This window comes from Proteus sp. CA142267 (assembly GCF_003336825.1).
GTDB lineage: Bacteria > Pseudomonadota > Gammaproteobacteria > Enterobacterales > Enterobacteriaceae > Proteus > Proteus terrae.
The window spans coordinates 38,294-52,005 of the sequence record NZ_QPMG01000004.1; the positions used below are offsets into that span (position 1 = coordinate 38,294).

General features: G+C 34.6%; 17 protein-coding genes. 7 read left to right on the forward strand and 10 right to left on the reverse strand.

Annotated elements, in window-relative coordinates; all coding sequences use genetic code 11:
• Positions 1 to 23: 23 nt before the first annotated feature.
• Positions 24 to 1,844: a SulP family inorganic anion transporter gene (locus C0T34_RS08800; protein WP_109850024.1), complete on the reverse strand. Its 1,821-nt coding sequence runs from the start codon at positions 1,842 to 1,844 to the stop codon at positions 24 to 26.
• Between the two features lie 308 nt (positions 1,845 to 2,152).
• Between C0T34_RS08800 and C0T34_RS08805 the strand changes: the two genes are divergently transcribed.
• Entirely contained in the window at positions 2,153 to 2,806 is a 654-nt protein-coding gene (locus tag C0T34_RS08805; protein WP_098943023.1) for a septation protein A, read from the forward strand.
• A 143-nt stretch (positions 2,807 to 2,949) separates the two neighbouring features.
• Positions 2,950 to 3,381, forward strand: coding sequence for an acyl-CoA thioester hydrolase YciA (gene yciA, locus C0T34_RS08810; RefSeq protein WP_006536988.1), 432 nt, complete (start codon positions 2,950 to 2,952; stop codon positions 3,379 to 3,381).
• Positions 3,382 to 3,524: 143 nt separating this feature from the next.
• On the opposite strand, the gene tonB is transcribed toward yciA, so the two are convergent.
• A complete protein-coding gene (gene tonB, locus C0T34_RS08815) occupies positions 3,525 to 4,238 on the reverse strand; it encodes a TonB system transport protein TonB (RefSeq protein ID WP_109850025.1) in 714 nt (237 codons plus the stop codon).
• Positions 4,239 to 4,350: 112 nt separating this feature from the next.
• Complete coding sequence (locus C0T34_RS08820) at positions 4,351 to 4,533, reverse strand: YciY family protein (protein ID WP_036913581.1); 183 nt, start codon at positions 4,531 to 4,533, stop codon at positions 4,351 to 4,353.
• Positions 4,534 to 4,838: 305 nt separating this feature from the next.
• Here C0T34_RS08820 and cls point away from each other — a divergent pair, with 305 nt between their 5' ends.
• The 3 genes from cls to C0T34_RS08835 all read left to right on the forward strand — a co-directional run bounded on the left by cls (position 4,839) and on the right by C0T34_RS08835 (position 6,998).
• Entirely contained in the window at positions 4,839 to 6,299 is a 1,461-nt protein-coding gene (cls, locus tag C0T34_RS08825; protein WP_098943025.1) for a cardiolipin synthase, read from the forward strand.
• Positions 6,300 to 6,414: 115 nt separating this feature from the next.
• Positions 6,415 to 6,738, forward strand: a complete 324-nt coding sequence (locus tag C0T34_RS08830) for an HI1450 family dsDNA-mimic protein (protein WP_006536991.1) — start codon at positions 6,415 to 6,417, stop codon at positions 6,736 to 6,738.
• 62 nt (positions 6,739 to 6,800) lie between these two features.
• Positions 6,801 to 6,998 (forward strand): hypothetical protein, encoded by a 198-nt coding sequence (locus C0T34_RS08835; RefSeq protein WP_075672126.1) that lies wholly within the window; start codon positions 6,801 to 6,803, stop codon positions 6,996 to 6,998.
• A gap of 88 nt (positions 6,999 to 7,086) precedes the next feature.
• Here C0T34_RS08835 and C0T34_RS08840 read toward each other — a convergent pair whose 3' ends face one another.
• The 7 genes from C0T34_RS08840 to C0T34_RS08870 all read right to left on the reverse strand — a co-directional run bounded on the left by C0T34_RS08840 (position 7,087) and on the right by C0T34_RS08870 (position 11,416).
• Positions 7,087 to 7,518: a carboxymuconolactone decarboxylase family protein gene (locus C0T34_RS08840; RefSeq protein ID WP_075672128.1), complete on the reverse strand. Its 432-nt coding sequence runs from the start codon at positions 7,516 to 7,518 to the stop codon at positions 7,087 to 7,089.
• A gap of 198 nt (positions 7,519 to 7,716) precedes the next feature.
• Positions 7,717 to 7,998: a hypothetical protein gene (locus C0T34_RS08845; RefSeq protein WP_098943029.1), complete on the reverse strand. Its 282-nt coding sequence runs from the start codon at positions 7,996 to 7,998 to the stop codon at positions 7,717 to 7,719.
• A gap of 171 nt (positions 7,999 to 8,169) precedes the next feature.
• Positions 8,170 to 8,625, reverse strand: a complete 456-nt coding sequence (locus tag C0T34_RS08850; RefSeq protein ID WP_109850026.1) for a GNAT family N-acetyltransferase — start codon at positions 8,623 to 8,625, stop codon at positions 8,170 to 8,172.
• A 202-nt stretch (positions 8,626 to 8,827) separates the two neighbouring features.
• Entirely contained in the window at positions 8,828 to 9,367 is a 540-nt protein-coding gene (locus C0T34_RS08855) for an Ail/Lom family outer membrane beta-barrel protein (RefSeq protein WP_109850027.1), read from the reverse strand.
• Positions 9,368 to 9,835: 468 nt separating this feature from the next.
• Positions 9,836 to 10,153, reverse strand: coding sequence for a hypothetical protein (locus C0T34_RS08860; RefSeq protein ID WP_109850028.1), 318 nt, complete (start codon positions 10,151 to 10,153; stop codon positions 9,836 to 9,838).
• 63 nt (positions 10,154 to 10,216) lie between these two features.
• Positions 10,217 to 10,519 carry a putative quinol monooxygenase gene (locus C0T34_RS08865; protein ID WP_109850029.1) on the reverse strand — a complete coding sequence of 101 codons (303 nt, stop codon included), beginning with the start codon at positions 10,517 to 10,519 and terminating at the stop codon, positions 10,217 to 10,219.
• 135 nt (positions 10,520 to 10,654) lie between these two features.
• Positions 10,655 to 11,416 carry a nucleotidyltransferase domain-containing protein gene (locus C0T34_RS08870; protein WP_109850030.1) on the reverse strand — a complete coding sequence of 254 codons (762 nt, stop codon included), beginning with the start codon at positions 11,414 to 11,416 and terminating at the stop codon, positions 10,655 to 10,657.
• A gap of 307 nt (positions 11,417 to 11,723) precedes the next feature.
• Between C0T34_RS08870 and leuE the strand changes: the two genes are divergently transcribed.
• On the forward strand, positions 11,724 to 12,365 hold the full coding sequence (leuE, locus tag C0T34_RS08875) for a leucine efflux protein LeuE (RefSeq protein ID WP_109850031.1): 642 nt from the start codon (positions 11,724 to 11,726) through the stop codon (positions 12,363 to 12,365).
• A 347-nt stretch (positions 12,366 to 12,712) separates the two neighbouring features.
• Positions 12,713 to 13,636 carry a tRNA 2-thiocytidine(32) synthetase TtcA gene (gene ttcA / locus C0T34_RS08880; protein ID WP_109850032.1) on the forward strand — a complete coding sequence of 308 codons (924 nt, stop codon included), beginning with the start codon at positions 12,713 to 12,715 and terminating at the stop codon, positions 13,634 to 13,636.
• The last annotated feature ends 76 nt before the right edge of the window (positions 13,637 to 13,712 follow it).

The window sequence follows — 13,712 nt, forward strand, 5'->3', positions numbered from 1 at the left end:
CTCGTAAAACTTAACCAAAATACTTAAGGCGTTGATGTATGGCTCTCTATTGGTACTTCTAATATCGCATTTTCGTTATTCTCTGTTTCTTGGCTTTCAGCTTCTTGCTTTAGAGCCTCTTTTCTTGCTTCTTTCTGTTTTTCTTTGATCTGCTGTCGGCTTTGATAAAGCCGGATCACAAAATAGAGATCAGGGGCGATAATTAAGTCATCTTCATTTAGTGAAATTCTGTTACGTTCAATCCAGCGATTTAGTTCGGTTCTGCGTCCTGCTAAAACCAATTTCACACCTTTTATTCGCAATTCCCGTATTAGTTCATCAATAGCAGCAAACACGCTGACATCGTCATAGGTAAAGCTTACAGCCGCATCTACGGCTAACCATGCTGGTCGTTGAGGCGCGCTATCAACAAGTTGAAGCACTCGTTTTTTAAAATAACCCACATTAAAATAAGTCAGTGGTGAATTAAAACGATACATCATCAAGCCATCGATAGGTTCAATACCATTATCCTTATTCATTGAGTGAACCATACCCTGTTCATCAACACCCAACAATTGATCGCTCGGACGAAAAACAATACGTAAAAACTGCAACAAACCTAATAAAACCGCAAAGCCGATACCGTTAATTAGTCCTGCCAATAACACTGCTAATAATGTAAATGATGCCAATGTGAATGCTTGTTTATTACGTTTGCGATAAGACCAAATATGACGAATACTCAACAATGACCATGAAGAGACGATCAACACAATTCCTAGCGAAGATAATGGAATATAAGCGAGAAAATCAGTCATAAATAATAGCACTAGCAGAATTACCAGTGCTGCGATAATAGAAACTAATTGTGTTTTACCACCAACAGAATCATTGACTGCAGTACGGCTACTTGCTGCACTTACAGCAAATCCTTGAGAAAGCGCTGCCGCAATATTAGCGATACCTAATGCTTTTAATTCTTGGTCCGCATCAACATCATAACCATTTTTGCTAGCAAAACTGCGGGCTGTCATCATAAAACTCACAAAGCTAATGACAGCCAAGTTTATGGATGGAACCAATAATTCTCGTAATACACCAGGATGAAATCCACTCATAGATACAACGGGTAGAAAGAGATCAACATTTCCCGCTTCTTTATTCACAATAGCAATACCATAGCTGGCTAAATCAAATTGCCAGCTAAGGTAAGTCATCACAACCATAGCAATTAATGGTGCCGGCCATCGGCTACGAAAATAGCGAATACCCAATAATAAGGCGAGTGTTATCCCAGACATCAATACCGTGGGTAAATGTGCATCCATTAATCGAAATGGGACTTCAATTAGTTTTTCGATTAAATGATCTGGGGAAGTGTCAAAACCAAATACTTTACTAATTTGTCCCACCATAATGGTGATCGCAACACCATTTAATAGCCCTTGAAGGATCGGACGAGACAGAAAATCAGTAAAAGCCCCCAATCGAAAGTGGCTGGCTAAAATACACCAAAAACCCGTCATTGCTGTCATGATAATTGCAAGTTGCCATCGTGTATTTTCATCACCAGCAGATAATGGAATAACGACCGCAGCAATAACGGCGCACGTTGCAGCATCAGGCCCTGTAATTAATTGGCGAGAAGTACCAAATAATGCATAAATAATCATGGGAAAAATACAGGCATATAATCCAACAATAGCATTAATGCCTAATAATTCGGTGTAAGCAATGGCAACTGGTAGCGCGACAGCTGCAACAGAAAGCCCTGCTTTTAAGTCGTAGCCAAAATATTCACGCTTATAGTTAAATAATAAGCCTAGTCCTGGCATCCATTTTATTATTCTTTTTCCGTTCATTGATTTCCTCTTATCAGAAATACTTTTTATTTATGCATTCATCAAAAAGTGGCGCGTGATAATGATGAGTTAATAAATCATATACTAGTGTAATATTTAAATCCTCTTTCATAACTCAAGCTTGAGTTTTAATTTTACATAAATGCAATTACGTTGATTTTTCATTGAGTTATTTCAGATAAAAATAGCGTTTTTTGTATAAATTAACACTCTGTCGTTAAAGATGTGCAATTGTTTACCCATTTTCTGTCGCTTTGCATTAGAATAGCCAAGTTTATGAATTTAATTACCATAGGTTCCTATCTGTTATGAAAAATGGCTGGCTTAAGCAATTACTTGATTTTGCTCCACTATTAGTGTTTTTTATCTTCTATAAATGGCAAGATATTTTCTATGCTTCAGGTGCATTAATTATCGCGACGTGGATCTCAGTCGGCTTGACATGGCTTATTTTCCATAAAGTTGAGAAAGCGCCACTCATTACCGCCATTGTGGTCACTATTTTTGGCTCATTAACCATCTTCTTTCATTCTGCCGATTTTATTAAATGGAAAGTGACGGCTATTTATGCCATTTTTGCCATCGTTTTAATTGGTATGCAGTTATTTACGCCCAAAACGCTAATGGAAAGAATGTTAGGCAAAGAGCTTGCAATGCCACCTGCAAATTGGAAGAAACTCAATATTGCATGGGTGATTTTCTTTTTTGCTTGTGCTCTTGGTAATATTTATGTGGCATTTTCTTTGGCGGAGGAGACTTGGGTTAATTTTAAAGTCTTTGGCTTAACTATTTTAACCTTTGTTTTTACTATCGCCAGTGTGGTTTATATCTGGAATAACCGTTTACCAGAAGAACAAACTGAAGACGAAACCACAGAAAATAATGAACACAAATTATCAGATGATATGACAAAACAAGCATCTAAACCGACATCACACGATGCTCATTCAAAATCTGAATAATCATTTTTATTTTATTGGGAGATGTGTGCTCTAAATAATTCAAAGTAGCTATTAGAGTATAACCAGTAGATACTCTAAATACTTGAAGTATGATGAGTAGACATTTCTTTGGTTTTAACATTATTTACAGATACTTTATACCCATGACTGAACAACAATCTTTGCCTAATGGTGAGCTCGTTTTACGTACTCTTGCCATGCCTGCTGATACTAACGCCAATGGTGATATTTTCGGTGGCTGGTTAATGTCCCAAATGGATATCGGTGGTGCAATTTTAGCGAAAGAAATTGCGTTAGGTCGTGTCGTTACTGTAAGCGTAACAGGCATTACCTTTCTTAAACCTGTTGCTGTTGGCGATGTCGTTTGTTGCTATGCGCGTTGCTTAAAAACAGGTAACTCTTCAATTACTGTTAATATTGAAGTCTGGGTTAAGAAAGTCGCCACAGAACCTGTCGGCCAACGCTATCGTGCAACAGAGGCTGTATTTACCTACGTTGCCGTTGATGAGAACAATTCAGCTCGTCGCTTACCTGAAGGTAAAGCTCATTTCACGCTAACAAGTACAATGGAATAAAACGCCATTACGACAATTCGCTTATGACAAATAGCGTGAAAGCATTAAAAATTGAAACTAAAAAAGGCACTTATTAAAGTGCCTTTTATTTATCTGGTATCAAATAATCATATCGCTCTGTTTAAGCGCTAGTTTTATAAAAATTAGCTTGCTGAGATCCCTGTTATTTTGAATTCAATCAGAACCACTTTTCCTTTATAAGGAATTTTTTCATAACGCCACTGTCGCATTGCTCTTTTTACTTCTCGCTCAAACACGTTTTTAGGATCAGCTGAAATAATTTCTACATTATCGACTCTTCCATCGGCATCAACATCAAAACGAACTTTGATTGTACCTTCCATACCTACCGCTCGTGCTCGTGATGGATATTCAGGTAAACCTTGGCGTACTGCATTAGGTACTTTACCTTCCCCACTACTTGCCATTGCAACCGGTTTTTCATCGCCTTTATCACTTGGCTTTGCCGTCGGATTAAGATTTTTGAGATCATTACCTTTATTAACGACTAAAGGTTGTGGTCGCTCAACAGGCGGTTTCGGTTTGTCTACTGGTTTTGGCTTAGGTTTCGGTTTTGGTTCTGGTTTTTTCTCTATTGGTTTTTCGATAATAGGTTTTACGTCAGGAATAGGTTCTGGCTCGGGTTCAGGCTCAACAACCGGCTCAGGTTCTGGAGGAGTAACTTCTTCAACCACAGGTTCTGGTTCGCCAGCCGGTTCATCTGCTGCAAATGCCAACATCTGTATAGAGATAGGCTCAGGTGTAACTGGCTTATCTTCTACAACATATAACATCGCAGCCGCAACAAGTGAGGCATGTAGACAAAGTGATATGAATACCCAAAGCTTCCAACGCATAACTGATCTTATTTCACCTAAAGAAAAAATATGCTCCTAGTTTAAATGCAAATAGCAATCATATTCAATAACGTTTAGTAAAATGATTGATATTAGCCGCTAAAAAGTGAAATTATGAGTTCCATTCTATGTGTTGTACAAATAAAAGTGCTCTATGTTTTCTAGAAGTATCAAGTTTACGCAGTTTATAAATTCGGAAATTACGACGAGATTGCCCTTCTAACCATCGACGTCGTTTACGTATAGCTTGTCTCATCATACGCCAACGAGCTACTTCAGTCCTACTGTGTCTCATGCTATCAGCACCTATTTTTTCGAATAAGTAGACTATTATAAGACGTTCATTTTGTGATCCAAGGGGTGATTTATGATTTGCTTGAATTTAATCCATTATTTGAGCATTTCTCACAAAGAAAAAATGAATAAAGAGTTGTATCTTATTACTTATTTAATGCTTATCTCTTAAGAAAGAGATTTGACAGAGATAATAATCCTGATTTAATAACAACATTCGGCAAATAACAAAAATAATGAACTATTTTTATTAAATTGCCTTTAGCTTATCCATGCAATTCATTTTCAACGGAAAATAGCTCTACTATGACAACATTTTATACTGTATTAAGTTGGCTAACCTTTTTCTTCTATTGGCTATTAATTGCGGGGGTCACATTTCGTGTCCTAATGCACCGACGACCCGTTACATCAACAATGACATGGCTATTGATCATTTACATCCTGCCATTAGTTGGAGTTATTGCGTATTTTGCTTTTGGTGAATTACACCTAGGAAAACGACGTGTTGAACATGCTAAGCAGATGTGGCCTTCTGTTGTTGCGTGGCTTGAAGACTTGAGAAAATGTAAGCACATCTTTGCTACAAGTACGAGCGATGTTGCAACGCCTCTTTTCCAATTAACAGCTAAACGCCAAGGTATTAAAGGTGTTAAAGGTAACAAAATTGAACTTTTAACCACCTGTGAAGATTCGCTCAATTCAATTACACGCGATATTAATAATGCCCGTGACAATATTGAAATGGTTTTCTATATTTGGCAATCAGGTGGTTTAGTCGATGAAGTAACCGATGCCTTAATTAGAGCCGCTAAGCGTGGTGTAAAATGCCGAGTCATGGTTGACTCTGCGGGTAGTTGGAATTTCTTCCGTACTAACGGCCCAGATGTAATGAGAGCTGCGGGTATTGAATTTGTTGAATCATTACATGTTAATTTATTCCGTTTCTTCTTACGCCGCATGGATTTGCGTCAACATCGAAAAATCGTATTGATTGATAACTATATTTCCTACACAGGAAGCATGAATATGGTTGATCCTCGTTATTTCAAGCAAGATTCTGGTGTAGGCCAATGGATTGATATCATGGTCAGAATGGAAGGCCCTGTTTCGACCACATTAGGAATGATTTATGCCTTTGACTGGGAAATGGAAACTGGTGAGCGCCATTTACCCCCTCCTCCTGATGATAATATTATGCCTTGTGAACAAGAAAGCGGCCATACAACACAAATCATCGCCTCAGGTCCAGGTTTTCCTGATGAGCTAATTCAACAGTCACTTATTACAGCTATTTACTCTGCGAGAAAAGAATTAGTATTGACAACTCCTTATTTTGTACCTAGCGATGATCTTGCCCATGCAATATCAACCGCTGCGATGCGAGGTGTTAATGTAAGTATTATCGTTCCTCGCAGCAATGATTCATTCCTTGTACGTTGGGCAAGCCGTTCATTCTTTACAGAAATGCTCGAATCTGGTGTGAAAATATTCCAATTTGAAGATGGTTTATTACATACCAAAAGCGTGATGGTTGATGGACAACTCAGTATGGTGGGTTCAGTTAACCTTGATATGCGTAGCTTGTGGTTAAATTTTGAAATTACCGTTGTCATTGATGATGAAGGTTTTGGCAGTGATTTAAGCATTGTTCAATATGATTATATTGCTCGCTCGACAGAATTAACTATGGATGAATGGGAAAAACGACCATTCTTAAATCGCGTATTAGAGCGTATCTGCTATTTCTTTAGTCCTCTGCTATAACAGAAATGTTATAATCAAGAGACTACTAAAAACGGGCAACAGATAACCGTGCTAAATTAGTAAAAATGCGATACAAATAACGCGATAATTATTGGAATAATAGACAGGCATTACCATGAATGAACCAACTTTAATCAGTGAAGACGACGCTTTAGAACAAGCTTATGATCTATTTTTAGCCCAAGCAGCGGATAATTTGGATGTTGCAGACCAATTATTGTTTAACCTGCAATTTGAAGAAAGAGGCGCAGCTGAAGTGGTTCCATTAGGTAATGATTGGCAATTTATTGTTGGCTTGCCTGTCACATCAGCCCGTTTTAGCGAAGTAATTATTGGTCTTGCTCCAGACGATGATTCCGATATTGATGATATTTTTGGTCGTGTCCTAATTAGCCGCGATCCATTACAACCTATGTTCCATATTATTTGGAAATCATAATCACTTTTATCTTCACCTGCTTATATTTTAGTGGGTGATTTTTTATTTCAAAGAGAAATAAAATGAGTGAAAGCCACTTTATTATCGATACTATTTTTACCTTAGCTTTCTTTGGTGCATTTTATTGGCATATCTGCGTAGCTATTATTATCGTAATGCTCTTTGCTGTAATAAAAACACAAAAAATGTTATTTCGTATCTTATTTATACTCATTGCTTTAATTTTTGCTTATTTGCCCTTTATGCAATATCTTTGGTAAAATTAAACCTAAAAAATTAAAAGCGCTCTATCGGCGCTTTTCTCTTTATCATAATTTAATGATATATAATTTGCGTAGATAATACTCATTACTGGCGCAAACTCACAGCAATACGATTAAAGGCATTCATTAACCCAATTGCCAATGTCAGATCACTCATTTCTATGTCTGTAAAATACGCTTTAACCTGCTGATAAATATTATCATCTGTGTTTTTTGCTGAAATATTACTGACTGCTTCTGCCCATAATAATGCAGCTTGCTCTTTATCAGTAAAACGTTCGCTCACTTGCCAACCATTTAGTGCATCTAACTTATTTTGATCAACGCCATGATTACGCAATGAGTTATTATGCATTTCCAAACAAAAAGCACAGCCATTAAGTTGAGACACTCTTAAATAGACAAGTTCAATCAACGTTATATCCAATGAACTACCTTCTAGCGCAGTTTTACATTGAATTAAACCAGCATAAGCTTTAGGGCTTAGTTTTGGGTAAGATAAGCGAAGCTTTGACATAATTTCCTCACAATTCACAATAAAGGATAAACCCACAACTAACTGTATATAAAAACAGTGATAATATATTCAATTTATAGAGATAGGTTTATCAAATTTGTGGTATTTGCTTTTAGAGGCAATGATCTTCGGTATATGTGACTTAATTTACGACTTATTCTTTATTAGATTATTGTCACTTATTACGTGTAATAACTGTTACTCAAAGCATTTAGATGAATGAGCAATAGTTAAAAACATTGTGCCTTCTCTTGTGAGTGTGCTGTCTTGCTTTATGGGCGGTGATTTGACCATTCTATCTATTTCAGTTGAAGAAAATTTATCTCTCGTTTCATTATAAAAACACAAACATTGATCTTTACTCACGTTACTATAGACATTTAATGTATCCATACAATATTCAATAACTTTATTTTCTTGTGATTCAGAGCAAGCTGGTAGTAAAAATAAAGATAAAATAACAACTAAGGTTTTGTTCATAACTATGCCACTGTTGTGTTAAATTTATTTAATTATGAAAAAATTATTTCATTAAAGCAGGGAAATTATTACGATATAAATCAAATTTAAGTGGATAATTGTTATTTTTATAAGATAAAAAGAGAGTTTTTTTATTTTCCTCCCTATTTTGTATCTTTCATATTTCTTTATTTAGTATTTATACTTATTTTTATTTAATTTTAAATGTAACAATGGGAAAGGATTGCCTTGTCCATCTAATTCAGAACGTCCTATTTGCTCAAACCCAATATAAAAATAAAAACCAATTGCTTGAGGATTCTGCTCATTTACATCTAATTCATCAATATGCAGTGTATTTATCGCAAAAGTTGTAAGCAATTTACCACAGCCATGCCCCCTAGAATTCGCATCGACAAAAAGCATCTCTAACTTATTTTCTGTTGTACCTAAGATCCCGTGAATAACATTATTATCATCTATCGCAATATAGGTATTAAGCATAGGAAAATACTGTTCTACAATATCTTTTTTGAGTGACAAAATGATATCTTCAGATAGAAATGTATGTGTGGCTCTAACTGATGATTCCCAAACTGCAATCATTTCATTATAGTGCAAAGGCTCTGCTTTTATTATAGTTAACATACTTCTCTCTCCATAAAATACTGCATCTTATAGCTCCATTATTAACAGTCAAGCCACCCGAAGAAAAAACACACATATTGTGTATATTAAATAAGTTTTGATAAGACAAAATCCCCAATATAGCGATAAGTATTTACATTCATATAAAACAAAAAAGGCCACATAACGTGACCTTTTAAATATATTATTTATCAGCTTAATACTAGAAACGGTAACCAACACCTAATATCCAAGTACCAAATTTTGCACCATCTATTTTTGAATATTCATAAGATGCATCAATGGCCACGTTTGGAATTGGATTGATTTGTAAACCTAATCCATAAGCCATAGACGATTTACTTAACTTATCATTGTCATTATCATAGAAAAAATTATCTTCTTGATTAATATGACCAAGGCCAATTAAACCATACGCACTAAAATAGTCATTAAAACGGTAGCTAGGACCCGCTGTTAATGAAACATAATCAATTTCAGTTGAACCAATTTTTCCCCAGCGGCCATAATAATTATAAGTTAATTTTGTATACGTTAGTGATCCAATAACTCCCCAGTTATTATCAAATTCATGATTATATTTAAAGTTAATTCCTTTAAGATCATCATCCATTTTATCATCAACTTTAATTGAAGTCTGGGCATAACCCACAGATAAAGTATTATCTAATGCTGCTTGTGCATTAAAAGAAAGTGTAGAAATAGCTAACAGTGAAGTTGAAATAAATAAATTACGACGCATCTTTATTCTCTATATAAAAACAAAAGGATAGACAAATGGAACTAAATTATAATTTAGCTCTCTTGTTAAATTGAGTGTAATACTCAATAAAATTTATTTATAAATAATACATTAACAATAATATTTTATAAAGAAAATCTTATGATTAAAGTTATAATTAAAACACCATTTCTCTCAACAACAAACTTACCTTATTTTTCACTATTATTAAGTAAATATTAAGATCATAACATTATGAAAAAAAGACTAATTTTAATTTTCATCAGTTTTAATTTTCTTAAAAACACTATTGTCGTTCTATTTATGCTTAATCATTAGGATAAAAAAAACCCACTAAGTCAAATTAACTTATCTTAGTCTATAAAATGTTAATTAATATTTAATCTAAAATTTAAAACAGTATGGAAATAAGTTATTTTATTAATTTTAATACGTATAAAAAAACCACTTATAAAGTGGCTTTCTTTTTTATTTATTATTAGAAAGTTGCATTTTTAACCAAAAGCTTTGCTGACATAAATTAAAAAATTCTTTTCTATAAGGAGAGATAGGTTTGTTATTCGATTCGACAATTTCCCAAGTGATCCAATGTTCAGGACATTGAGCGTCATTATCATAGTGTTCTGTTTCTATCTCTTCTGTACATTTCAAAATGACACCATCAGGAAATAACCAAGTATGGGTTGCCCTGGTTATTTCTGTTAAGTCATCCAAAAGTTTCTGGGTACTTAAAATTTGATAGCTATCTTCTTGGTTTACAACTTGAGATATATACTTCGCTAACATCACCTTCTCTCTTGTTTTACTTTTTCTTATTTAATGTACCCACTATAAATTAGCCACTTTTTATTACTTTTGTTTTTCATCAAAAGCATCTGCCATAAGTAAAAATTTAGGCTCTGCTTTTGTATATGCATTAATCATAGGGACTAATCGCTGAAAATGTTCACTAGCACAATGCTCATCAAGTGCAGCATGATCAGGCCATTGTTCAACAAAGACAAAATGACCAGGATCTTTTTCATCAACGTATAGATTGTAGCTAATACAAAAAGATTCTTTCTTAGTCGCCTCAACAAGTTCACGATAAAGAGGTAAAACAATTTCTATCGCTTCTGTTTTAATAAAATCTTCAGCTATCACTTTTAACATCGCATTTTCCTTACCGTAATTGATTGACAAAAACTGTATAAAAACACAGTTAAATGTAGTCTGATTAACGTAAGAGATCTACCCTATTTACATAAAAAAGCGCTTTTTTTTAAACAACAAAACTCCTCTAGCATCTCAGGCTATATCCTCTTTATCTTTCTTTAAACACTCAATTTCTAACCAATGCATAAATAGCTTTGCTTTGTGTATAAACGCCTCTATATCATCGCTTGGATTTATGCTTTCAGATAAAAGATAATTAATATTTTTATGTTGCTCAGAGTAATTAGCCTCTAGTATTTTTACGTGATCCTTTAGTGTTTCAGGCCAATATTCATCTTTTTCACTACGCAAAATATTCACTGAGCGAATTAATTTTCGAGCAATGGCTCTTTGTATATGACGTTTTTCAATAAGAAGATCTTTTGGGTATATTTGCTTAATATATCCCTCTACAACTTGGACAAAATCACCATTGATTGCCAAAGCAATTTTTCTTGATGGAGCAAATGGCGAAAAATGTTGCGTCAAATCATCACCAAAAATACAACGACAGTGATGTTTTAACCAATATCCCCAGCTGTATAAATTGTTAGGCGCCAAGACTTCGCTTAAAACACCAATATCGAAATCAATTTTGCTAACAATAGGGTGTAATGTACTTAGCATTACTTTTGTTTTATCTAATTGCTGATTTTCAAATTCATCTATTTTATTTTTTAAAATCAAACAAATATCCAAGTCTGATTTTTCTGCTATTGCACATCCATTAGCCACACTCCCATAAACATAAATGCTGTATAAATTGTCTTTTAATAATTGGGAAAGGTGCTCAGCAACATCTGTAATGACAGGTTTAAATAGTGTTTGAAAACCTGTTGTAGGTGGTAAGCTTATTTTATTTACTTAGGTGGTAAGCTTATTTTATTTACTTGAGAAAAAACCATAATTTTCCTTTATAAGGTTTTATTTTTCTATTTGAAACCCTATCATTTTTTTAATCGTGAACCAATTTTGGAAACAAAGATGAAACAGTTCAGCAATCTGTTGAAGTGGTAAAGAAGTACCGTTTTAGCCAGAAAGCAGTAAGCATCAAACATTTATCTTCTGTATGAATGAAAATATGCGTTTAAATAATGTGGATTCTCTTTATATAATAGCAATTCATTAAGTAATGCAGAGAAAGTGAGATTTGGGGGTTAACATGTGGCTTGAACAATTTGGTGTACTCAATATTTGGACATACCTTGCAGGCATGTTTTTTATTATTCTTGTTCCTGGCCCCAATACACTCTATGTGCTAAAAACAAGCGCATCAGGCGGTGTTCGTGATGGATATCGTGCTGCATTTGGTGTTTTCTTAGGTGATGCTATTTTAATTTTTCTCGCCTTTATTGGTGTTGCATCTGTAATAAAAGCCTCTCCTTTACTCTTTACTATTGTTCGCTTTTTAGGTGCTTTTTATCTTCTCTACTTGGGAATAAAAATTATTCGTGCAACTTTTTTCTCCCAAAAAGTACATTCAGAACAAACAACAACTGTACAAAAACACGTTTTTAGAAAAGCACTTACATTAAGTATGACTAATCCTAAAGCGATTTTATTTTATATCTCATTTTTTGTTCAGTTTATCGATTTTAATTATGCACATACGGGATTATCTTATTTAATTTTGGCTTCCATGCTTGAAGCCTTTAGCTTTATCTATCTCTCTTTTCTGATATTTGGTGGTGTGGCCCTTGCTCGCTTCTTCGGCTCACGTAAAAATATCGCTAAACTAGGTAATGGTGTTATCGGGCTTTTCTTTATGGGATTTGCGACTAAATTAGCGACATTATCATCCTAAATTTTAGTAATTGACGCCTGATTAAGTCCTATACTGATTGCCAATTTCCTAGTAATGCAAAAATTTAATAGCCTTATTCAGTTTATATAAGGCTATTACTTCTTACTTTTTACCACCTTGAAAGCGCTTAACTGTAGTTATCTATATCGAAACCACCCTACCATCTGGTATCATTGTCGACTTATCAATTTTCTTGCCATAAATAACTTTGTTTTTCACACAACTTATCATTTGAGCCTATAAGATATTTTTTGATTTATCATGTTTTTAAGGTATCAAAACAGCGAAGAACAAAGCCTTGGTTAGCAAGTTACAGAATAATCAGCAACGATATAGAACCGTAAAAAATGAGCATCCCAAAAGAGCAGTATAATTTCAACAAACTACAAAAACGCTTACGCCGCGATGTTGGGCAAGCTATCGCTGACTTTAATATGATTGAAGATGGCGATAAAATCATGGTCTGCCTTTCTGGCGGTAAAGATAGCTACACGCTACTTTCTATCTTAATGAATCTGCAAAAAAGTGCGCCAATTAACTTTTCACTTATTGCAATCAATTTAGACCAAAAACAACCTGGATTCCCTGAGCATATTCTACCTGAGTATTTAAATGAGCTTGGTGTGGAATATAAAATTGTTGAAGAGAATACCTATGGGATCGTTAAAGATATTATTCCTGAAGGTAAAACAACCTGCTCTTTATGCTCACGTTTACGTCGTGGTATTTTATATCGCACAGCAACAGAAGTTGGTGCAACTAAAATTGCTTTAGGTCACCATCGTGATGATATTTTAGAAACATTATTTTTAAATATGTTCTATGGTGGCAAGCTTAAAGGTATGCCACCTAAATTAATGAGTGATGATGGGAAACAAATCGTTATTCGTCCTCTAGCTTATGCTCGTGAGAAAGATATTGAGCGTTTTGCACAAGCTAAGCAATTCCCAATTATTCCATGCAATCTTTGTGGCTCACAGCCTAACCTTCAGCGCCAAGTGATTAAAGAGATGCTAAGAGATTGGGATAAACGTTATCCTGGTCGTATTGAAACTATGTTTAGAGCAACTCAAAATATTGTCCCATCACATTTATGTGATACTCAATTATTTGATTTTGTGAACATCAAGCATGGTGATGAAGTCATTAATGGTGGCGACTTAGCTTTTGATAAAGACGATATTCCAACCGTTCCAGTGATGTTCCAAGAAGAAGATGATGAACGTCCTGACTTTAGCCAAAACAAACTCGATATTGTTGAAGTGAAATAATGCACTATCTCCTAAGCCTTGCATTCAGGGCTTAGGATTTTTATGACTAAATAATAGCCAACAATAAATTTAAGCA

Coding starts and splice junctions, on each gene's coding strand:
- C0T34_RS08830 (WP_006536991.1), top strand. CDS start 6,415: ATGAATGAACCAACTTTAATCAGTGAAGACGACGCTTTAGAACAAGCT.
- C0T34_RS08865 (WP_109850029.1), bottom strand. CDS start 10,519: ATGTTAAAAGTGATAGCTGAAGATTTTATTAAAACAGAAGCGATAGAA.
- C0T34_RS08820 (WP_036913581.1), bottom strand. CDS start 4,533: ATGAGACACAGTAGGACTGAAGTAGCTCGTTGGCGTATGATGAGACAA.
- leuE (WP_109850031.1), top strand. CDS start 11,724: ATGTGGCTTGAACAATTTGGTGTACTCAATATTTGGACATACCTTGCA.
- cls (WP_098943025.1), top strand. CDS start 4,839: ATGACAACATTTTATACTGTATTAAGTTGGCTAACCTTTTTCTTCTAT.
- C0T34_RS08840 (WP_075672128.1), bottom strand. CDS start 7,518: ATGTCAAAGCTTCGCTTATCTTACCCAAAACTAAGCCCTAAAGCTTAT.
- C0T34_RS08845 (WP_098943029.1), bottom strand. CDS start 7,998: ATGAACAAAACCTTAGTTGTTATTTTATCTTTATTTTTACTACCAGCT.
- yciA (WP_006536988.1), top strand. CDS start 2,950: ATGACTGAACAACAATCTTTGCCTAATGGTGAGCTCGTTTTACGTACT.
- C0T34_RS08805 (WP_098943023.1), top strand. CDS start 2,153: ATGAAAAATGGCTGGCTTAAGCAATTACTTGATTTTGCTCCACTATTA.
- C0T34_RS08855 (WP_109850027.1), bottom strand. CDS start 9,367: ATGCGTCGTAATTTATTTATTTCAACTTCACTGTTAGCTATTTCTACA.
- C0T34_RS08835 (WP_075672126.1), top strand. CDS start 6,801: ATGAGTGAAAGCCACTTTATTATCGATACTATTTTTACCTTAGCTTTC.
- C0T34_RS08800 (WP_109850024.1), bottom strand. CDS start 1,844: ATGAACGGAAAAAGAATAATAAAATGGATGCCAGGACTAGGCTTATTA.
- C0T34_RS08850 (WP_109850026.1), bottom strand. CDS start 8,625: ATGTTAACTATAATAAAAGCAGAGCCTTTGCACTATAATGAAATGATT.
- ttcA (WP_109850032.1), top strand. CDS start 12,713: ATGAGCATCCCAAAAGAGCAGTATAATTTCAACAAACTACAAAAACGC.
- tonB (WP_109850025.1), bottom strand. CDS start 4,238: ATGCGTTGGAAGCTTTGGGTATTCATATCACTTTGTCTACATGCCTCA.
- C0T34_RS08860 (WP_109850028.1), bottom strand. CDS start 10,153: ATGTTAGCGAAGTATATATCTCAAGTTGTAAACCAAGAAGATAGCTAT.